The 19501-nt window shown below is 67.3% G+C and carries 18 protein-coding genes; 8 read left to right on the forward strand and 10 right to left on the reverse strand.

Features of this window, described 5'->3' with window-relative positions:
* Positions 1 to 100: 100 nt before the first annotated feature.
* Positions 101 to 1294 carry a DUF932 domain-containing protein gene (locus tag AAC979_RS03545; RefSeq protein WP_371345439.1) on the reverse strand — a complete coding sequence of 398 codons (1194 nt, stop codon included), beginning with the start codon at positions 1292 to 1294 and terminating at the stop codon, positions 101 to 103.
* Positions 1295 to 1732: 438 nt separating this feature from the next.
* Here AAC979_RS03545 and AAC979_RS03550 point away from each other — a divergent pair, with 438 nt between their 5' ends.
* Both AAC979_RS03550 and AAC979_RS03555 read left to right on the forward strand, forming a co-directional pair.
* A complete protein-coding gene (locus tag AAC979_RS03550) occupies positions 1733 to 3286 on the forward strand; it encodes a site-specific DNA-methyltransferase (protein ID WP_371345440.1) in 1554 nt (517 codons plus the stop codon).
* 11 nt (positions 3287 to 3297) lie between these two features.
* Entirely contained in the window at positions 3298 to 5961 is a 2664-nt protein-coding gene (locus tag AAC979_RS03555; RefSeq protein ID WP_371348990.1) for a DEAD/DEAH box helicase, read from the forward strand.
* Positions 5962 to 6055: 94 nt separating this feature from the next.
* On the opposite strand, the gene AAC979_RS03560 is transcribed toward AAC979_RS03555, so the two are convergent.
* The gene (locus tag AAC979_RS03560) at positions 6056 to 7000 is read right to left on the reverse strand and encodes a site-specific integrase (RefSeq protein ID WP_371345441.1); all 945 of its coding nucleotides are present in this window, start codon (positions 6998 to 7000) and stop codon (positions 6056 to 6058) included.
* 225 nt (positions 7001 to 7225) lie between these two features.
* Between AAC979_RS03560 and dusA the strand changes: the two genes are divergently transcribed.
* Both dusA and AAC979_RS03570 read left to right on the forward strand, forming a co-directional pair.
* Positions 7226 to 8227, forward strand: a complete 1002-nt coding sequence (dusA, locus tag AAC979_RS03565; RefSeq protein WP_371345442.1) for a tRNA dihydrouridine(20/20a) synthase DusA — start codon at positions 7226 to 7228, stop codon at positions 8225 to 8227.
* A gap of 45 nt (positions 8228 to 8272) precedes the next feature.
* Positions 8273 to 9106, forward strand: coding sequence for a sulfite exporter TauE/SafE family protein (locus AAC979_RS03570; protein ID WP_371345443.1), 834 nt, complete (start codon positions 8273 to 8275; stop codon positions 9104 to 9106).
* A gap of 8 nt (positions 9107 to 9114) precedes the next feature.
* On the opposite strand, the gene AAC979_RS03575 is transcribed toward AAC979_RS03570, so the two are convergent.
* Genes AAC979_RS03575 through bluB form a run of 4 tightly spaced genes read right to left on the reverse strand, consistent with a single transcriptional unit; the run spans position 9115 to position 11575 of the window.
* Entirely contained in the window at positions 9115 to 9837 is a 723-nt protein-coding gene (locus tag AAC979_RS03575) for a TIGR02281 family clan AA aspartic protease (protein WP_371345444.1), read from the reverse strand.
* Entirely contained in the window at positions 9834 to 10091 is a 258-nt protein-coding gene (locus AAC979_RS03580; protein ID WP_371345445.1) for a DUF1289 domain-containing protein, read from the reverse strand. Before AAC979_RS03580 ends, AAC979_RS03575 begins: the two co-directional genes overlap by 4 nt.
* Entirely contained in the window at positions 10091 to 10873 is a 783-nt protein-coding gene (gene cobS, locus AAC979_RS03585; protein WP_371345446.1) for an adenosylcobinamide-GDP ribazoletransferase, read from the reverse strand. Before cobS ends, AAC979_RS03580 begins: the two co-directional genes overlap by 1 nt.
* 12 nt (positions 10874 to 10885) lie before the next feature.
* Positions 10886 to 11575 (reverse strand): 5,6-dimethylbenzimidazole synthase, encoded by a 690-nt coding sequence (gene bluB / locus AAC979_RS03590; protein WP_371345447.1) that lies wholly within the window; start codon positions 11573 to 11575, stop codon positions 10886 to 10888.
* A 192-nt stretch (positions 11576 to 11767) separates the two neighbouring features.
* Here bluB and cobT point away from each other — a divergent pair, with 192 nt between their 5' ends.
* The 3 genes from cobT to AAC979_RS03605 all read left to right on the forward strand — a co-directional run bounded on the left by cobT (position 11768) and on the right by AAC979_RS03605 (position 14582).
* Positions 11768 to 12790 carry a nicotinate-nucleotide--dimethylbenzimidazole phosphoribosyltransferase gene (gene cobT, locus AAC979_RS03595; protein WP_371345448.1) on the forward strand — a complete coding sequence of 341 codons (1023 nt, stop codon included), beginning with the start codon at positions 11768 to 11770 and terminating at the stop codon, positions 12788 to 12790.
* Between the two features lie 377 nt (positions 12791 to 13167).
* The gene (locus AAC979_RS03600; protein ID WP_371345449.1) at positions 13168 to 13722 is read left to right on the forward strand and encodes a thermonuclease family protein; all 555 of its coding nucleotides are present in this window, start codon (positions 13168 to 13170) and stop codon (positions 13720 to 13722) included.
* Positions 13723 to 13946: 224 nt separating this feature from the next.
* The gene (locus AAC979_RS03605) at positions 13947 to 14582 is read left to right on the forward strand and encodes a uracil-DNA glycosylase family protein (protein ID WP_371345450.1); all 636 of its coding nucleotides are present in this window, start codon (positions 13947 to 13949) and stop codon (positions 14580 to 14582) included.
* A gap of 168 nt (positions 14583 to 14750) precedes the next feature.
* On the opposite strand, the gene AAC979_RS03610 is transcribed toward AAC979_RS03605, so the two are convergent.
* The 3 genes from AAC979_RS03610 to AAC979_RS03620 all read right to left on the reverse strand — a co-directional run bounded on the left by AAC979_RS03610 (position 14751) and on the right by AAC979_RS03620 (position 17122).
* A complete protein-coding gene (locus tag AAC979_RS03610; RefSeq protein ID WP_371345451.1) occupies positions 14751 to 15500 on the reverse strand; it encodes an ABC transporter permease in 750 nt (249 codons plus the stop codon).
* Complete coding sequence (locus AAC979_RS03615; RefSeq protein ID WP_371345452.1) at positions 15500 to 16222, reverse strand: ABC transporter permease; 723 nt, start codon at positions 16220 to 16222, stop codon at positions 15500 to 15502. Before AAC979_RS03615 ends, AAC979_RS03610 begins: the two co-directional genes overlap by 1 nt.
* A gap of 78 nt (positions 16223 to 16300) precedes the next feature.
* A complete protein-coding gene (locus AAC979_RS03620; RefSeq protein WP_371345453.1) occupies positions 16301 to 17122 on the reverse strand; it encodes an ABC transporter substrate-binding protein in 822 nt (273 codons plus the stop codon).
* 248 nt (positions 17123 to 17370) lie between these two features.
* On the opposite strand from AAC979_RS03620, the gene AAC979_RS03625 reads away from it, so the two are divergent.
* Positions 17371 to 18540: an Mrp/NBP35 family ATP-binding protein gene (locus AAC979_RS03625; RefSeq protein WP_371345454.1), complete on the forward strand. Its 1170-nt coding sequence runs from the start codon at positions 17371 to 17373 to the stop codon at positions 18538 to 18540.
* A 38-nt stretch (positions 18541 to 18578) separates the two neighbouring features.
* On the opposite strand, the gene AAC979_RS03630 is transcribed toward AAC979_RS03625, so the two are convergent.
* Positions 18579 to 19409: an isocitrate lyase/phosphoenolpyruvate mutase family protein gene (locus tag AAC979_RS03630; RefSeq protein WP_371345455.1), complete on the reverse strand. Its 831-nt coding sequence runs from the start codon at positions 19407 to 19409 to the stop codon at positions 18579 to 18581.
* Between the last annotated feature and the right edge of the window lie 92 nt (positions 19410 to 19501).

The raw sequence follows: 19501 nt of genomic DNA on the forward strand, positions 1-19501 counted from the left end.
GCGCCGCCCTCTCACTCTGGAGGGCGACGCCGCAGAACCGCAGATCCGCACAAGCGCAAAGCCGGAGACACGGCTGTCCGCATCTCCGGCTTTCCGGAAATCAGGTGGCCCGATCCAGCAGCTTCTTGGCCCGGCCCTCAAGGTCTAGCCGCGCATCCTGGTGGGGCTTGTCGCGTGCGACCGCGGTGATGCCCTGCACGAAATCAAAGATGCTCTCGGGCTTGCGCCCTTCCTCGGCCAGCACCGTGTCGATGATCTTGGTCGTCTCGGCCCTGGAGAAGCCCCGGTTGCGCAGGAAGTCGCTGCGGTCCTCGTCGGTGCGCGCGACGATCTTCTCCCGCGCCGCCTTGATGCCGTTGACGAAGGGCATCGGCGAAGAATTGGCGAAGCGGGTGAGTGCCGGCGCCGCCTCATGGGCAAAGCGCGAGGCGGCGTATTTGGAGTGGCGGATGGTGATCTCCTGGAAGTCCTCGACGCCCCAGAGATTGCGGTTCTGGCACACGGCACGCAGATAGAAACTCGCAATGCCGAGCGTCTTGGCCCCCACCTCCGAGTTCCAGCAATAGAAGCCCCGGAAATAGAGGTCCGGCGAGCCGTCGGGCAGCCGCCCGGCCTCGATCGGGTTCAGATCGTCCACCAGGAACAGGAACACGTCGCGGTCGGATGCGTAGAGCGTCGTCGTATCCTTGGTGATGTCGACACGCGGATTGTAGACGCCCGTCTGCCAGTCAAGCACGCCCGGCACCTTCCAGCGTGTGTCACCGGTGCCATTGCCGGCGATGCGCTGCACCGCCTCGACCAGCTCATGATCATAGATCCGGCCATAGTCCGGCCCGGTGACGGCGCGCAGCTCGACGCGGCCATTGTCGGTCTCATATGTCTTGATCTGCTCGGCGCGGTGCGAGGTCAGCCCAAATTGGAGATTGATGCCAGCCAGTGCAGCGGGAAGCTGGCGCAGATAGGCGGCCGGCGCCCCGATCTGGGCCGCGAGCTGGCCGAAGGACCAATGGTTCGGCTCGACGGGCGCGTCCGCCCCGGGCAGCACCAGCGCCAGCCGCTCGGCATTGGAGCGGCTCGCCTCCACATGGATGCGGGACGTCTCCACGAGGCGCGACCGGCTGTGATCGGCCCGGCCCCGTACCATCGCGGCCAGTTCGCCGAGCGACAGAAACCGTTCGTCGTCCGGCCGGGAAAACCACTCCGACGACACGCGCCCGACCCGCTCGCCGCGCGTGACATCAACCTTGTAGCCGCCACCGACGTCGCGACAGACATCCAAAACCTGCATGTTCATGGGGATCAGTCTCCATGACGGGCGCCGGAAGACTCTCTCCCAGCCCTCAACCCGTCACGGAATCTCGTCCGATCTCTCACTCTCTATCCTGGACAAGCCGGCTTCCGAGCGGCTGAAGATACAGCAAGGACAGGCCCTAAAGGGAGACCGCTGTCTCCAGATGGAACGTGCGCGGCAGGTGATCGGGTAGATTGATTGGCAGGCCTGATTGATTCGGGGACGAGGAGGCGAATATGCGCGACGCGTATCCTGCTGAGGCTCTGCGGGGTCCTCGGCCGCTTGTTCCAGCGGGTTGATGCACCGCGCGTCCCCGAGAAGCGCGCGCGGCGGTTCGGGATGGGGTATCTCTGCGCCAGGACAGCGCAAAGGCGCGCACCGCGCGAGAAGCCGCGCGGAACGCCAGTGCCGCGTGAAACGAGACTGAGAGACGCCTGACGCATGCCGATCCTAAGCTGGCTGACCCGAGACGACGATGTCCGCGCCGCGCAGCGCGTGCCCTATCGGCTGCTGGAGGAGGTGCCGGAGCTTTCCGCCGGCGATCCGACATCGGGGAACATGCTGATCCAGGGCGATAATCTCGATGCGCTCAAGGCGCTGCTGCCCTTCTATGCCGGCCAGGTGAAGTGCATCTATATCGACCCGCCCTACAACACCCGCTCGGCTTTCGAGCATTACGACGACAATCTCGAACACACGCAGTGGCTGGCCATGATGTGGCCGAGGCTGGAATTGCTGCGCGAGCTGTTGTCGGAAGACGGGTCGATCTGGGTGTCCATCGACGACAATGAGGGGCATTACCTCAAAGTCATCATGGATGAGGTGTTCGGACGGAGGAATTTCGTAGCGAATAATGTCTGGCAAAAGCGCTATTCGAGAGAAAATCGTGGCTCCATCGGCGACGCGCACGAATACATCTCTGTCTATGCGGCGGACCCAGAAAAATTCAAATCGAAGCGGAACAAAGTTCCATTAAATGAAGATCAAGCAAAAATCTATCGAAATCCTGACAATCCTAAAGAGACTGATCCAAGGAATCGATGGCGCGGCTTGCCTATGACCGCTCAAGGTTATCGGCCAAATCAGATGTATGAGATAGTTTCCCCGTCGGGCCGCATCTTTACTCCTCCGGAGGGGCGGTGCTGGTCAATGATTGAGCCTGAGTTTTTGAAACTAAAGGCAGCAGGGCGGATCTACTGGGGAAAGAGCGGCGACTCGCAACCGAGCGTCATCCGGTTTCTTTCCGAGGTTGAGGGCTTGGTTCCATGGACTTGGTGGCCCCATTCCGATGCCGGTCATACCGATGAGTCGAAAAAGGAAGCAAACGAGCTTTTTGGCTCCGATGTGAGCTTTGGTACTCCAAAGCCCGAACGTTTAATTCAAAGGATCATGCAGATCGCCACCAACCCCGGCGACCTCGTGCTCGATAGTTTTCTCGGCTCGGGCACAACGGCGGCGGTCGCGCACAAGATGGGGCGGCGCTATATCGGCATTGAGATGGGCGACCATGCCGTGACCCATTGCGCGCCACGGCTTGAGAAGGTGATTGCCGGCGAGCCGGGCGGCATATCGCAAAGCGTCGGCTGGCGGGGCGGCGGCGGCTTCCGTTTCTATCGGCTCGGTCCGCCGGTGTTCGACGAGGACGGGCATATCCGCGCCGATATCCGCTTCCCCGTGCTCGCGGCCCATATCTGGTTCAGCGAAGCTGCCACGCCGTGGACAGCGACATCAGGCACGCCGCTGCTCGGCTTCCATGACGGGCGGGCCTTCGCCCTGCTCTATAACGGCATTCTCGGCGACAGGCGCCCCGATGGCGGCAATGTGCTGACGCGAGCGACGCTGGCGCTGATCCGCACCGCCATCGCCGCGCAAGACCCGGACTTCGCCGGGCCGCTCACCGTCTATGGCGAGCAATCGCGCATCAGCCCCCCGGTGCTGGAGCGCGAGCAGGTGACGTTCAAGCAAACGCCCTATGACGTGAAGGCGAGGCGCTGACAGTGGCCGACATGCAGCTAAAAACCTATCAGGCCGACACGCTCGCCATTCTCCGGCGCTTTCTGGAAGAGGCGCGCGTGGCCGGCCCGGCCAACGCCTATGACACCATTGCCCGCGAGCCCGAGCAGGCGCGGCGCCTCGGCCGTTTTCGCACCGGCTATGCGCCGCTCGCGGGTCTGCCGGGCACGCCCTATGTGTGCCTGCGCCTGCCCACCGGCGGCGGCAAGACCATCCTCGCCGCCCATGCTATCGGCGTCGCGCGGGATGCGTGGATCGAGAAGGATTTCCCGCTGATGCTCTGGCTGGTGCCGTCGAACACCATCCGGCTGCAAACCGTCGAGGCGCTGAAGAACACCCGGCACCCTTACCGGCAGGCGCTCGACGCGGTGTTCGAGGGCCGCGTGCGCGTGTTCGACATCGCCGATTTCGCCATGATTCGCCCGCACGACATCCGCGACAATGCGTGCGTTGTGGTCGGCACGATCCAGACCCTGCGGGTGAGCAACACAGAAGGCCGCAAGGTCTACGCCCACAACGAGAACATGGAGCCGCATTTCTCCACCGTGCCGGCCTCCACGGCCGGGCTGGAGCAGCGCGACGGCTCCACTGACAAGGTTGGCGATCCGCGCTTCTCCTTCGCCAATTTGCTGCACATCCATCGCCCGCTGATGATCGTGGACGAGGCGCACAACGCCGTCACCGGTCTTTCGCGCGAGATGCAGGCGCGGGTGAACCCGTGCGCCATCATCGAGTTCACCGCCACGCCGCGCTTCAATTCCAACATCCTGCACAGTGTCAGCGCGCAGGAATTGAAGGACGCTGAGATGATCAAGCTGCCGATCATCCTCGCCGAGCACGACAGCTGGCAGAACGCGGTGAACGGTGCCATTGCCAGCCGCGCCGCGCTTGAGGAAGCGGCCAGGGGCGAGGCCGATTACATCCGGCCCATCGTGCTGTTCCAGGCGCAGCCGAAAAATGGCGAGGTGACGGTCGAGGCGCTGAAGACGCACCTCATTGAGGTGGAGCAGATCGCGCCCGAGCGCATCGCGGTGGCGACCGGCGACCAACGCGAACTCGACGGCATCAACCTGTTCGACCCGAAATGTCCAATCGAGTACGTCATCACCGTCGAGGCGCTGAAAGAGGGCTGGGACTGCTCCTTCGCCTATGTGTTCTGTTCGGTGCAGAATATTGGCAGCGCCACCGACGCAGAGCAGTTGCTCGGACGCGTTCTGCGCATGCCATACGCCCGCCGCCGCAAGGCCGATGCCCTCAACCGCGCCTACGCGCATGTCTCGGAAGCCTCCTTCGGCGCCGCCGCCAAGGCGCTCACCGACAAGCTGGTAGACATGGGCTTCGACGAACAGGAAGCCCAGGAGGTGATCGAGCCGGCGCAGGGACATTTCGATGAGACGGGCCTTTTCGCGCCGCGCGAGAAGCCCGCGCCGGTGTTCCGCCATACGGTAGAAGCGAGCGTAGAGGTCGCCGAGGCGCTGGCCGCCGTAGCGCAGCACGAAGCCGTCTCGATCGCTCCGGCGGCGGATGGTTCTGTCGAGATCGCTGTCACCGGCCGTGTGGCGGCGGAGATCGAGGCCGCCATCACCTCGGCGATCCCGGCAGCGGCGCGCGCCGGCTTCTCCGAGGCCGTTCGCCAATACCGGATCGAGATCAAGGATAAGCTATCGCCCGCCGAGCAGGGCGAGCGGTTCACGCTGCCGCGCCTTGTCGCCGAGGTGCAGGGCGAACTCGCATTCGCCGATGCCGACCTGTTCATGGAATTCCATGACTGGACGCTCGCCGCGCATCCCGCCCGGCTCGACGAGGCGGCCTTCGCCATCCGGGAGACGGCGCGCAGCTTCGAGATCGACGTGGACGGCCGGCATGTCAGCTACCAGTTCGCCAGCGAGGCGGAGCAACTCGCGCTCGACGTGGATGTGGAGGGCTGGTCCGCGCAAGGGCTGGTTCTCTGGCTGGACCGGCAGTTGCGCCAGCCCGACATTCACCAATCCGACCTGCTGAAATGGCTGAGCGATTGCGTGGGCTATCTCACCGGCCCGAGGAAAATTCACCTCGCGGCGCTGATGCGCACAAAGTTCATTCTGGCCCGCAAGCTCACCGAGCGGATCGCGGCGATACGCCAGGCCGAACAGGGAAAGGTCTATCAGCGGTTTCTCTTCGCACCCGAGGCGAAGGTTCAGGCCTCCTTCAACGATGGCTTCGAGTTCCGGGACGGGATGTATTGCGACGTGCGCAAGCAGCGCGAGGGCAAGTGGAGGCCACGTAAGCACTTCCTTGGCGCGGACAATCTGCCGGCCTTCGACGGCACTCTGGACGGCGAGGAGTTCCAGTGCGCTCAGGCGATCGACAGCCTGCCATCGGTGAAATTCTGGCTACGCAATGTGGCGCGGCACCCGCAATCCTTCTGGCTGCCCACGGCAGGCGGTCGATTCTATCCCGACTTCGTGGCGCAGTTGAACGATGGGCGCCTCGCCGTGATCGAATACAAGGGTGCGCTGCTGGCCGGCAGCGGCGTCGACGACACCAATGAGAAGCGTGCTGTCGGCCGGCTCTGGGAGCAGAGCAGCGGTGGCAGGGGGGTGTTCATCGTGGTTGAAAAGCAACTGGGAGATCGCGATATGCGCGGGCAGTTGATGGATCGGTTGAGCGGAGGTTGATGGCCCAACTCTGCCTCTTCAGGAATCGTGCTTCTGCAAACCCGCGGCTGATCCGTCGCCAGCAACAGAGGCGACGCAGCCGCGGCGGTCTAAGCTAAGCCGCTCTCGCAGCCCGGATGGTATGCAACGCCTCCGGCTTGAGGTGGGTATAGCGCCGCAGCATCTTCCAGTCCTTGTGGCCGGTCACGAGAGCCACCTGTTCGATGGCGAAGCCCGCCTCGAACAGCCGGCTAGTGCCCTCGTGGCGCAGATCGTGGAAATGCAGGTCCTCGATCTTGAGGTCCTGGCACTGCCGACGAAAAGCGGTGCCGACCGAGCGGCCGTTGTAGGGGAAGATGCGGCCTTCTCGACGGCTCAGCGCGGCTCCTTGCTCCTCGATGATCTTGCATGCGTCGTAGCCCGACACATCGAGCAGCGGGATGCGCTGATCGTTGCCGTCCTTCCTGCGCGGGTCCTTGCGGTTCCGAATAAGCAGCATCCGCGTCCTTGGATCGAAGTCGCGCCATTCGACACGGCAGATTTCTTCCTGACGCATCGCCGTGGCCACGGCAAAGCGCACGATCCTTCCGACGGGAATGTTCTGCCGAGGGTTCTCGTCCAGCGCCGTGATGATGCGGTCAAGCTCATCCTGCGTCGGCCGGCGATCCCGCTCCTTGCCTTTCCCGATCAGGCCAAGCCGCTTCAGGGCGATGCGTGCCAGATCGAGGGGTTCGGTCGAGAGGGTCACGCCGTGGACTGCGGCAGCGTGGGAGAGGACGGTTTTTATATACCCGAAGTCCATGCTGACCGTGACCGGGCCAGCCCCTTCCTTCGCGCGGTCCTTGCCGTATTTGATGAGGCGCTCGCGGTCGAGCTCGCCAATTTTCAAGGCGCCGAGCGCCTCGTCGATGGCGGTGAGGCAGAAGTCCTTGGAACGGCCGATCCTGATCCCCACCTCGGCCATGTCCTGGCGGTGGAGCGCGACGAGATCGCGGAAGCGCTTCGCGTCGCGCGACCTGCGCGTGACGGCGGGTTCCTGGCGATCGATGCGACGCTCCATGTCGAGCGCCCATTCCTCGGCATCCCTACGGCGCAGGAACGTTTCATTGACGTACTGCTCCGACGGATCTGGGCTCTCCAGCAGCCGGATTTTAGTTTAGTGAAGCTAGCCAAACCGTGTGCGCTCCGTGTGCACTCACGCGTCGAAAAACCGGAAAATGGGGCGTATCGTGGCGAAAAATCGGGTGCACACGACGCGGCCCAACTTCTTGAAGTTACAAAAATAATGTTGAAAAATCAATCATTTAGATTTGCCGTGGCCCCTATGATGGATTGGACCGACCGGCACTGCCGGGCGTTCCACCGGGCGCTTTCGGCACGCGCGCTGCTTTACACGGAGATGGTGACGGCGAATGCGGTGATCTTCGGCGATCGCGAGCGGCTGCTCGGCTATTCGCCGCAGAAGCACCCCGTTGCGGTGCAGCTTGGCGGGTCGGACCCCGAGGCTCTGGCAAAGGCGGCGACGATCTGCGCCGACTGGGGCTATGACGAGATCAATCTCAATGTCGGCTGTCCGTCCGATCGCGTGCAGGGCGGCAATTTCGGCGCCTGCCTGATGCGCGATCCCGCCCTCGTCGCCGCGTGCGTGGCGGCGATGAAGGCGGCGGTACGCATTCCGGTGACGGTGAAATGCCGCCTCGGCGTCGACGAGCAGGATCCGGAAGCCGCGCTCGACGCGCTGGCCGATGCGGTGCTGGCGGCAGGGGCGGACGGGCTCATCGTCCATGCCCGCAAGGCGTGGCTGCAGGGGCTCTCCCCGAAGGAGAATCGCGACATTCCCCCGCTTGATTATGACCGTGTCCACCGGCTCAAGGCGCGCCTGCCGGGCGTGCCGGTCAGTCTCAATGGCGGGCTCACCACGCTGGAGGCGGCGCAGGCGCAGCTCGCTTATGTCGACGGGGTGATGCTGGGGCGCGCGGCCTATCAGCAGCCGGAGCTTCTGCTGCGGGTCGACAGCCTGTTCTTCGGCGCGAACGATCCGCATCCCGATGCGTTCGCCGCTATCGCCGCGTTCGAGCCCTATATCGCCGCCCATCTTGAGACCGGCGGCCGCCTGCACGACATTACCCGCCACATGCTGGGGCTTTTCCCCGGCCGTCCCGGCGCGCGCGCCTATCGCCGCCACCTCGCCATTGAGGGTGTCAAGGCCGATGCGGGGCTCGATGTGCTGCGAACTGCCGTCAATGAGATCCGCCGCGCCGAAGAACGGCGGTCGCTTGTCGCCTGAATCCGTGCCATCACGAGACGGCCGATGGGGTGACGTGGTGGCGTGATGCAGGCGATTCCTTTCGAACATCTGATGTGGCTGTCCGGCGTGCTGCTGGTGGCGGGGCTGGCGACGGGCATTCTCGCCGGCCTGTTCGGCATTGGCGGCGGCGCCATCGTCGTGCCGGTGCTTTATGAGGTCTTCGGGGCGGTGGGCGTCGACGATTCCGAGCGCATGCACCTCTCGGTCGGCACCGCGCTCGCCATCATCGTGCCGACGGCGCTGCGTTCCTATTTCGCCCATCGGCGCCGCACCAAGATCGACAATTCCATCATGCGGCAATGGGCCCTGCCGCTGGTTGCCGGCGTCGTTGCCGGCACGGCGCTGGCGGCGGTGTCGCCGGATGTGGTGCTGAAGATCGCTTTTGTGCTGTTCGCGACGCTCATGTCGTCCAAGCTGATCTTCGGCCGCGACCACTGGGTGCTGGCGGAAACGCTGCCGGGCCGGGTTCCCATGGCGCTCTATGGCTTCGGCATCGGCGCCTCGGCGCCGCTGATCGGCATTTCCGGCGGCGGCATCGCCACGGTGGTGCTGACCCTCTACCGGGTGCCGATCCACACCGCCATCGCCACCTCCGCCGGGCTCGGGGCGCTGATCGCCGTGCCGGGCACGCTCGGCTACATCCTCAGCGGCATCCCGCATCTCGATGATCTGCCGCCATTTTCGCTCGGCTATGTCTCGCTGCCGGGGTTGGTGCTGGTCGGCGGCATCGCCACGCTGGCGGCGCCGCTGGGCGCGCGGCTGGCGCATGGCTTCACCAAGCGCCAGTTGGAGGTCGGCTTCGGCCTCTACCTCATGATCGTCGGCCTGCGCTTCGTCATCGCGCTGATCACAGAGTAAAAGCTCCGTCAGTCCAACGCCTTGGCCCGCATCACCAGCTTCTCGCCGCGGATTTCGAAACTGCCGAGGCGGGAGAGGAAGGTCATGCCGAGCAGGCTGTGCTTGAGCGTGCCGGGGCTGGCGACGAGGGCGGGCACGTCGCGCTCGTCGATCGAGCCGGCGATGCCGATGCGCTGAAGCACCACCGCCGCCGCCCGGCCACGCCCGTTCGCGGTGTCTATGGGTATGTCATAGCTGAGGAATTCCAGCGGCAGCCCCACCGCCACCGCATCCTCGGGCGTCAGCACGACACTGGACGCGCCGGTGTCCACCAGCATGGGAATGCGCGTGCCGTTGATCTCCACCCGTACATTGAAATCGCCGTCGCGTGCCCGCGCCACCTCGACCGCCGGCCCGTCGCTCGCCAGCGGCACCGCGTAGCCGGGCGCGAGTTCGGCGAGCACGCGATAGGCGACGGCGTGGAGTTCGAAACGGTAAGTGTAACCCACGGCGAGAAAAGCGAAAATGATCAGCCACAGCATGGCGGCGCGCAGCGCCTCGCCCAGCCTTCCGGTGAAAGTGGCGAAGACGCTGGCGCCGACCACCATCAGCAAGGCGCCGTAAAACACAAGCTGCGCCAAGTCGTTAGCGCCGAAGCCGGCGACATCTCCATAGCGCGAGGCGAAGAACACCAGACCTATGCCGGAGGCGAGGCCGATGACCACGATCCACATCAGCCGATCGGCATTCATCGCCCGGCCTCCCGGGGACGGGTGGACAGGCGGGCCATGATGGCGCGCCGCTCGTTTTCGCTGAGCGCCGGCCACGCGCCGATCTCCTCCAGAGTGCGGCCGCAGCCGAGGCACAAGCGCCCGGCGGCGTCCAGCGTGCAGACAGAAACGCAAGGTGTGGAGCGGGTTTGCGGCATGATTCGGTACGCTAGGGGACGCTCCACTCTGGCGCATCTTCCTGTCGATCCGGTTAAGCGCCGGCGCGAACAGGGCATCAGCGCGCGAAGATGAGCAGCCCGATCAGGAAGGCGATTTCGACCAGAAGCGTCGCGGCGCCCGCGACATCACCGGTCTGTCCGCCGAATTGGGCGCGCGCAAGGCGCACCACGCCAAGGAAGATCACGACCGCGAAAGCGGTGGCGAGGGCGAGGCCGATGAGGCCGATGAGGTGGACGATGGGACCGAAGGCGATGAGGAGACCGACGCCGAGCGCGCGCCACCGGCTCGTCGCCCCCGGCACCCCGGCGCTGTGGGCGAGACCGTCGGTTCGCGCGAAGGGGAGGGCGGCCAGCATCCACAGTCCGGCGAGGCGGGAGACGCTGACCGCCGCGATGAGCCCCGCCGCCGCCACCGCCGGGCCGGCGGCCAGCAGCTCCGCCAGCGCGCCGATGCGCAGGGCGAAGGCGAGGATGAGGGCGCACACCCCGAAGGCGCCGACGCGGCTGTCCTTCATGATCGCCAGCCGCCGCTCGACGCTCCAGCCGCCGAGCGCATCGGCGACATCCGACAGCCCGTCCTCATGCAGCGCGCCGGTGATCGCCACCAGCACGGCGACCGCCAGTGTCGCGGCGAGAAAATCGCCCAGCCCGACGGCATGGGCGACGAGCAGCACGATAGCGGCGATGCTCCCCAGTACCGCGCCGGCGAGCGGCAGAGCGGGGCCGAGCCGGTTGAGGTCCGGCGGGCCGTCCTCGCGGGGCTCGGAGGGCAGGCGCACCGGCAGGCGCGAGAGGAAGCGCAGCGCGGCGGGCACATCGGAGAGTATCGGCAGCGGCATGCGCGTTCGCCTTCAGCGCTCGACCAGAAGTTCGGCCAGCGGCCGGCGCCGCTCCCACCCCGCACGTTCCAGTTCCGGCACGGGAGAGGCTTCGGCGGGATAGCCGAGGCAGAGATAGCCGACCAGTTGCCAGTGCGCCGGCACCTCCAGCGCCGCACCCACCGCCTGCGGGTCGAGGATCGACACCCAGCCGACCCCGATGCCGCGCGCGGCCGCCGCCAGCCACAGCGTGTGGATGGCGAGCACGGCGGAATAGGCGACGGTTTCCGGCATGGTGGCGCGGCCGAGGCCGTGGCCGGCGGCGGGGTCGGGCTCGACGAAGATGGCGAGATGTTCGGGCGCGTCGTCCAGCCCGGCGAGCTTCAGCCGCGCATAGAGGCTTGCCCGCTCCTCCGGCTGCTGCGCCAGCGCCTGCGCATTCGCCGTCTCGAACAGGGCGCGGATGGCGGCGCGGCGCCCGGCCGCGCGCACCCGTACCAGCCGCCAGGGCTGGCTGTAGCCGACGCTTGGCGCGCGGCAGGCGGTGGCGAGCAGCGCGTGCACCGTGTCCTCGTCCAGCGGGTCAGTGCGGAAGCAGCGCACATCGCGCCGCCAGGCGAACAGCGTGTCGAGCCGGTCGCGAAACGCCGCGTCAAAGGCCGGCGGCGTGGCGGCAGAGGCCTTGAGAGGCGCGGCCAGGGGCGCCTCCTGACGGGCTTCCATCCGTGATCCCCTTCTTGCTCGTCCGCGCGCGTCCATGCGTGTTGCGTATTGCGTATTGCTGAGGGCGCGGCTGCGGTGCCGAGGCTTGCGCGTCTCTCGGCGAGGGTCTACCCCGCCTTGGCGCCCGAGGCGACACTTCTTCGACCCGCCTCGTCCGTTTTGGCGCCGCCCGTCCTGCTGCTGAGGCTCCCCATGCTGCGCTCCACCACCGGCCTGCCTTTCGACGACATCCGCAACCTCGTCGCCCAGATGCCGGGCCCGGACGCGGCCGCCCACGCCGCCGCCAGCGCCCGGCAGGGGCAATTGGTGAAGCCGCCCGGCGCGCTGGGGCGGCTGGAGGAGATCGCGGTCTTCATCGCCGGCTGGCAGGGGCGCGAGATTCCGCAGGTGAACCGGCCGACCGTCGCGGTGTTCGCCGCCACCCATGGCGTCGCGGGGCGGGGCGTCTCGCCTTACCCGTCCGAGGTGACCAAGCAGATGGTCGCCACCTTCACCGCCGGCAAGGCGGCGGTGAACCAGATATGCGGCGTGTTCGGCGCGGGGCTGCGGGTGTTCGACCTCGCGCTCGACCTGCCCACCCCGGACATCGTCGAGCGCGACGCGCTGACCGAGGCGGAATGCGCCGCCACCATGGCCTTCGGCATGGAGGCGCTGGCGGGTGAGCCGGACCTTCTGTGCCTCGGCGAAATGGGCATCGGCAACACCACGGTGGCAGCGGCCATCTTCCACGGGCTTTATGGCGGGGACGCCGCTGGTTGGGTCGGCCCCGGCACCGGGGCGACGGGTGAGGTGCTGGAACGCAAGATCGCGGCGGTGGAGGCGGCGGTGGCGCGGGTGCGCGGCCATCTCGACGACCCGCTGGAAGTGCTGCGCAAGCTCGGTGGGCGCGAAGTGGCGGCGATGGCCGGCGCCATCCTCGCCGCGCGGCTGCAGCGCGTGCCCGTGGTGCTCGACGGCTATGTGGTGACGGCGGCGGCGGCCGTGCTGAAGGCGCTGGACCCGCGCGCGCTCGACCATTGCCTCGCCGGCCATGTCTCGGCCGAGCCGGCGCATCGCGCCGTGCTGGAACGGCTGGAACTGCGCCCGCTGCTCGATCTCGACATGCGGCTCGGCGAGGGCTCCGGCGCGGCGTTGTCCATCGGGGTCATCAAATCCGCGCTCGCCTGCCATGGCGGCATGGCGACCTTTGCCGAAGCCGGCGTGGCGGGGGCGTGAGGGGACGGGCGTGCGGCGCGACGTTGTGCGTTTGACCCCTCTTCCCTCATCCCCGGGCGTGCCCCGGGGATCCAGCCTTTACCGGGTGGTGCGCGCGGTGGGGCTGGGTGGCCGGGTCAAGCCCGGCCATGAGGGTGAGACTGGCGGAGCCTGCCGTCATCCCGGACGGCCGCAGGTCGATCCGGGATCGCGACGGGGCCGGCGAGCGATCCCGGCTCTGCGCTTCGCTTCGGCCGGGATGACGGTCGGACGCGGCCCTTCCCCTTCCCTCATCCCCGGGCTTGACCCGGGGACCCAGAGCTTGGCAGCGGGTGCGCGGGAGAGGGCTGGGTGGCCGGGTCAAGCCCGGCCATGAGGGCTGGTAATGAGCACTGGCAATGAGCTTCACACTTTCACGTGCGCGACGACATCGTACCCCGCGCGGCTGGCGGCCGCAGGGTTGGCGGCCGCAAACCTGGCGCGGCATCCTCCTCGCCGCCGGGCTCATTGTCGTAGCGCTGGTGGTGGAGCGGGTCATTCCCCCGCTCACCGGGCAGGTGCGGGTGGCGGATGGCGACAGCCTCGTCGTCGCCGGCGAGCGGGTGCGGCTCGACGGGCTCGACGCGCCGGAACTGCACCAGAGCTGCGGCGAGGGCGGCGAGAGCTGGCCGTGCGGGCTGAAGGCGCGGGCGGCGCTGGAGGCGCTGGTCGCGCAGGGCGCGGTGACGTGCCGCCCGGTGGACGAGGACCGCTATGGCCGCGCCGTGGCCCGCTGCGCGGTCGATGGTGCCGATATCGGCGCCGCGCTGGTGCGCAAGGGCTGGGCGGTGGCGACCAGCCTTTCCTATCGCGGTGAAGAGCGATCGGCGCGCGCTGCCGGTGCCGGCCTCTGGTCCGGTCCGTTCGAGATGCCCGCCGACTGGCGGGCGCGCCATCCGAGGCCGGCGGAGTGAGGCATCGTCATCCCGGCCGAGTGCAGCGACAGCCGGGATCGCCTTCCGTTCCCACGCGATCCCGGATCGGCCTGCGGCCATCCGGGATGACGGATGGTCCGGCCGCGCCTATCTAGATCATGTCACTGTTTCAAAGGAAACGGTGACATGATCTAATTATTTGTTTTGTCGCGTTTTCTTCACGCGAACCGGTATCCACTTCGCTCGAAAACGCTCTAACCGCCATGCCCGCCGACGACCTCGACGCCCTTCTCGCGGCCATCCGCGCCTGCCGCTTCTGCGTGGAGACGCCGCGCGGAAAGCCGCTGCCGCACGAACCGCGCCCGGTGCTGCATGTCGGGCCGCGCGCGCGTATCCTCATTGCCGGGCAGGCACCGGGCACAAGGGTGCACGCTTCCGGCCGCTCCTTCACCGATGCCTCCGGCGACCGGCTGCGCGATTGGCTGGGGGTGACGCCCGAGAGCTTCTACGACCCCGACCGCTTCGCCGTGGCGGCGATGGGTTTCTGCTTTCCCGGGCAGGACGCCAAGGGCGGCGACCTGCCGCCGCGCCGGGAATGCGCCAGCCTCTGGCACGACCGGCTGTTCGCGGCGCGGGCGCCGTTCGATCTCGTCGTCGCGGTGGGGGCAGCGGCGCAGGACTATCACCTCAGGCGGCTCGGGCTGGGCCGCTTCGCCGGCGGTGGGCTTGGCGAGCGTGTGGCGCGCTGGCGGGAGATTTTTGACGCGCGCGAGCATCCCCGCTTCCTGCCGCTGCCGCACCCTTCCTGGCGCAACACCGGCTGGCTGAAGAAACATCCGTGGTTCGAGGCCGAACTGGTGCCAATGCTGCGGGCGGAGGTGGCGCGGCTGTTGGGCTGAGCCAACCTCATGGATTGAGCGCCCTCATGCCCGGGCTTGACCCGGGCACCCAGCGACCGGGCGCGCCGGCTTGGCCTGGGTCCGCGGGTCAAGCCCGCGGATGAGGTGACGTGTTGCGGTTGGAGCGATCCCGGATCGCCTGCGGCGCCCGGGAGGACGGCCGCTCAGCTAGCGCGACACCGCCAGATGCCGGTTCAGCCGGCGTTCCAGCACATTCCACACCCGGCGGATGATTTCGACCATCAGCAGATACAGCACCGCCGCCCAGAGATAGACCTCCATGTCATAGGAGCGGGAGAAGGCGAGGCGGGTGACGCCCATCAGGTCGTAGACGGTGATGACGGACGCGATGGCGCTGGCCTTGATCATCAGCACCAGCTCATTGCCGAGCGGGCGCAGGCCGATGGCGAGCGCCTGCGGCAGGATGATCTTGCGATAGGCCAGCACGCGGGAGAGGCCGAGCGCCTGCGCCGCCTCCATCTGCCCGGCCGGCAGGCTCTGTATGCCGCCGCGCAGGATTTCCGATTGGTAGGCGGCGGTGTTGAGCGTGAAGGTGAACACCGCGCAGTTGAAGGCGTCGCGGAAGAACCACCACAGGCCGATATCGGTGAGCTGTTCGCGGAACTGGCCGGCGCCGTAATAGACGAGGAAGGTCTGCGCCAGCAGCGGCGTGCCGCGGAAGAAATAGGAATAGGTCCAGGCCGCGCGCGCCAGCGCCTTGCCGCCTTCCACCCGCGCCAGAGCGAGCGGGATGGCGAGCGCCACGCCGAGAAACACCGACAGGCCGACAAGCTGCAGCGTCACCGACACGCCGTCGAGAAAGCGCAGGCCGTAGCGGGCCATGAGGTCGGTGTTGAGCCCGATCAGCCCCATCAGCCAAAGGAAGCCGTCGCCGAGCGGGGCGAGAAACGGTTCCATCAAAGGCCTCCCACCCGCTTGAAGCCGCGCGAGGCCCGGGCTTCCAGCGCGGTGAAGACGGCGCTGGAGAGGCCGGAGAAGACGAGATAGATCAGGCAGGCGACGAGATAGAAGAAGAAGGGCTGCTTGGTCACGCCCACCGCGATCGAGGTCTGGCGCATCAGATCGCTGATGGCGATGACCGAGACCAGCGAGGTGTCTTTCAAGAGCACCATCCAGTTGTTGGACAGGCCGGGCAGGGCGACGCGCCAGAGCTGGGGGAAGGTGACCAGCCGGAAAGTGCGCCAGCCCGACAGGCCGAGCGCGGCGGCGGCCTCCTTCTGGCCGCGCGGCACCGAACGGATGGCGGCCAGCAGCACCTCGCTGGAAAAGGCGCCGAGCACCAGCCCCAGCGCCACCACGCCGGCGACGAACTGGTTCACCTCGATATGCGCGCCTTCGACCAGCGCGCCGGCGAGGCGGGTGAGCAGCATCTGCCCGCCATAATAGACGATGAACAGGGTGAGCAGTTCCGGCAGGCCGCGAAACACCGTGGTGTAGAGATCGCCCAGCGCCCGCAGCACGCGCGAGCGCGAATCCTTGGCCAGCGCCACGGCGAGGCCGATGGCGATGCCCACAGGCAGGGTGACGAGGGCGAGCTCGATGGTGAGCAGCGCGCCCTGCAAAATCTCGTCACCCCAGCCCTTCGGGCCGAAGGAGAGCAGCTCAAGCAGATTCAGCATGACGGACGGCGCGCCCCAGGGTCAGCACAGGAAAAGGCGCCGCCCCGCAAAGGCCCGGAGCGGCGCTGCGGCGCGGCGTCAATAGACGCTGAACGGGAAGTACTTGTCGTTGATGGTCTTGTAGGTGCCGTCGGCGACGATCTCGTCGATCGCCTTGTTGAACATCGCCACCAGTTCCGGGTCGTCCTTGCGGATGCCGACGCCCACGCCCTCGCCGAAATATTTGGGGTCTGTGTGCTCGGCGCCGGTGAACTTGCAGCACTTGCCCTCACCGGTGCCGAGCCATTCCAGCAGCACCACCTTGTCGGCGAGCACCGCGTCGAGACGGCCATTGGCAAGGTCGAGATTGGCCTCGTCCTGCTTGCCATAGAGCTTCACCTCGGCGCCGGCCTTGGCATAGACATCTTCGAGATAGTTGGAATGGATGGTAGAGCCCTGCGCGCCCAGCACCTTGCCTTTCAGCGCCTGCGGCGAGGTGTCGGTGATCGCCGAGCCCGTCGGCACGACGAAGGTGGCGGGGGTCTTGTAGTATTTCTTCGAGAAGGCGATCTGCTGCTTGCGCTCCTCGGTGATCGACATCGAGGCGACGATGGCGTCGTATTTGTTGGCGAGCAGCGCCGGGATGATGCCGTCCCAGTCCTGCGCGGTGAAGGTGCATTCAACCTTCATCCTGGCGCAGAGCGCCTTGGCGATGTCGACATCGAAGCCTTTCAGCTCGCCATTCTCGATATAGTTGAAGGGCGGATAGGCGCCTTCGGTGCCGATGCGGACGGTCTTCCATTCCTTGGCGGAGGCGCCGCCGGCCAGGGGCACGGCAAGGATGGCCACGGCAAGGGTGGTCGCGGCAAGGGTGGTCGCGGCAAGGGTGGCCGCCGCCGTAAACCGGGTGACGAGGCTCATGATGTTCCCCTCTGAATGAGTACGCTGCGCCGGTTTGTTCTGTCGTTTCCGGCAACCCATGCTGGCACTATTTCCGAATATTGCGCAACTGGGCTGCCGCTTCCCTAGTCACAAAGTCGTACTGATCCATTTGTGTGCATTGCAGCGCCATAGCGGGCGCCGATCGGCTGACGGCGCGGCACGGGTTGACGCTGCGCGCGCGCTGGTGTGTCTCAGCTTGAAACAGCTCTATTGAGGAGAAGCGCGCTATGGCGACGGCAGACGATGTGAAGGCGCGGCTGGCGCAGGTTTCCGCCCCCGACGGCCGTCCCGTGACCGAGGCCGGCGTGCTCTCGGAGGTGCTGGTCTCGGACGGCAAGGTCTATCTCTCGCTCACCGTCGATGCGACTGAAGCCCGTGCCTGGGAGCCGGTGCGCGCCGCCGTGGAGCGCACCGTGCGCGGCACGCCGGGCGTGACCTCGGCGCTGGTGGCGCTGACCGCCGAACGCAAGGCCGGCCTGCCGCCGATCGCCTCGCACACGCCCGCCGCCGCGCGCGCGCCGGCCGCCGGCGGTCATTCGCATGCCGGCCATTCGCACGCGCAGCCGCCGGCCGATCCGCAGAAGGAGACGCCGGGCCTGCCGGGCGTCGGCGCCATCATCGCGGTGGCTTCCGGCAAGGGGGGCGTCGGCAAGTCGACGCTCGCGGCCAATCTCGCGCTTGGCCTCGCCGCCTCGGGGCTCAAGGTCGGCCTGCTCGACGCCGATATTTACGGCCCCTCCGTGCCGCGTCTGATGGGGCTGAAGGGCCGGCCGGAGGTGAACGGGCGGATGATCACCCCGATGCAGGCTTTCGGCCTCAAGGTGATGTCGATCGGCTTCCTCGTCGAGGAAGAGACGCCGATGATCTGGCGCGGGCCGATGGTGATGTCGGCGATCAGCCAGATGCTGAAGGAAGTGAACTGGGCGCCGCTCGACATTCTCGTCGTCGACATGCCGCCCGGCACCGGCGACGCGCAGCTCACCATGGCGCAGCAGGTGCCGCTGGCCGGCGCGGTGATCGTTTCCACCCCGCAGGACCTTGCGCTGATCGACGCGCGGCGCGGCGTCGCCATGTTCCAGAAGGTGAACGTGCCGGTGCTCGGCGTGGTCGAGAATATGAGCTACTTCATGTGCCCGCATTGCGGCACCCGCTCCGACGTGTTCGGCCATGGCGGGGCGCGGCACGAGGCGCAGCGGCTCGGCGTGCCCTTCCTCGGCGAGGTGCCGCTGCAAATGTCGATCCGCGAGACCTCCGATGCCGGCCTGCCGGTGGTGGCGACCCGGCCGGACAGCGCGGAGGCCGGCATCTACCGCGCCATCGCCAGTTCGGTGCGCGAGGCGCTGGCCGGCCGGCGCGGTGCGGCGCGCCCGGCGCCGCGCATCGTGATGGAAGGCTGACGCGAACCGGCGAGGGGGGCTGCCTTCCCTCGCCGCGCTCAGCGCGGCTGCGCCGCGAAGGCGGTGAAGAGGGCTTCGATCTCGGCAAAGCCCATGGCCTCGTCGAGGAAGTCGAAACGCCCCTCGCTTTGCATCGCCCGGGCGGCGCGGATCACCGCGCCATAGGCGAGGCGGGCGAGGCTGGAGCCGATGCTGATGCGCCGCACGCCGGCCGCGCTCAGTTCCTCGCGGGTGAAGCGTGTCTTGCCGATGCCGATGACGACATTGACCGGCCGGGAGACGGCCGCGCACACCGTCCGCACCGCGTCGATGTCCGGCAGGCCGGGGGCGTAGAGCACATCCGCGCCCGCCGCCTCGAAGGCCTGCAGCCGGCGGATGGTGTCGTCGAGATCGGGCCGGCCCCAGAGAAAGTTCTCCGCCCGCGCGGTGAGCACGAAATCGCCGGGCAGGCCATTGCGGGCCTCGGCCGCCGCCGCGATGCGCTCCACCGCGAGGGTGAAATCGTAGATCGGCGCGTCCCGCCGGCCGGTGTGGTCCTCCAGCGACCCGCCGGCCAGCCCGAGGGCGGCCGCCCTGCGGATGGTTTCGCCCGCGCTTTCGGGACTGTCGCCGAGGCCCATTTCCAGATCGGCCGACACGGGCAGCGGCGTTGCGGCAACGATGCTGGCGCAGTGGGCGAGAAGGTCCTCGCGCGAGGTGGTGCCCTCGGCGACGCCGCGGGAAAAATCCATCCCGGCGCTGGTGGTGGCGAGGGCGGGATAGCCCAGCGCGGCGAAGATGCGCGCCGTGCCGGCATCCCACGGGTTGGGCAGGATGAAGGCGCCGGGCCCCTCATGCAGGGCGCGGAAGCGGGCGGCCTTGTCGTTCATGGCGAGCACTCCGATGACCACCGGACGCTAATGCCGTCATGTGAACATATCAAGAACATTTCCGCGTGGGCCGGCGCTGGGGCCAAGCCGGT

This window comes from Ancylobacter sp. IITR112 (genome assembly GCF_041415945.1).
In the GTDB taxonomy this organism is placed as follows: Bacteria; Pseudomonadota; Alphaproteobacteria; order Rhizobiales; family Xanthobacteraceae; genus Ancylobacter.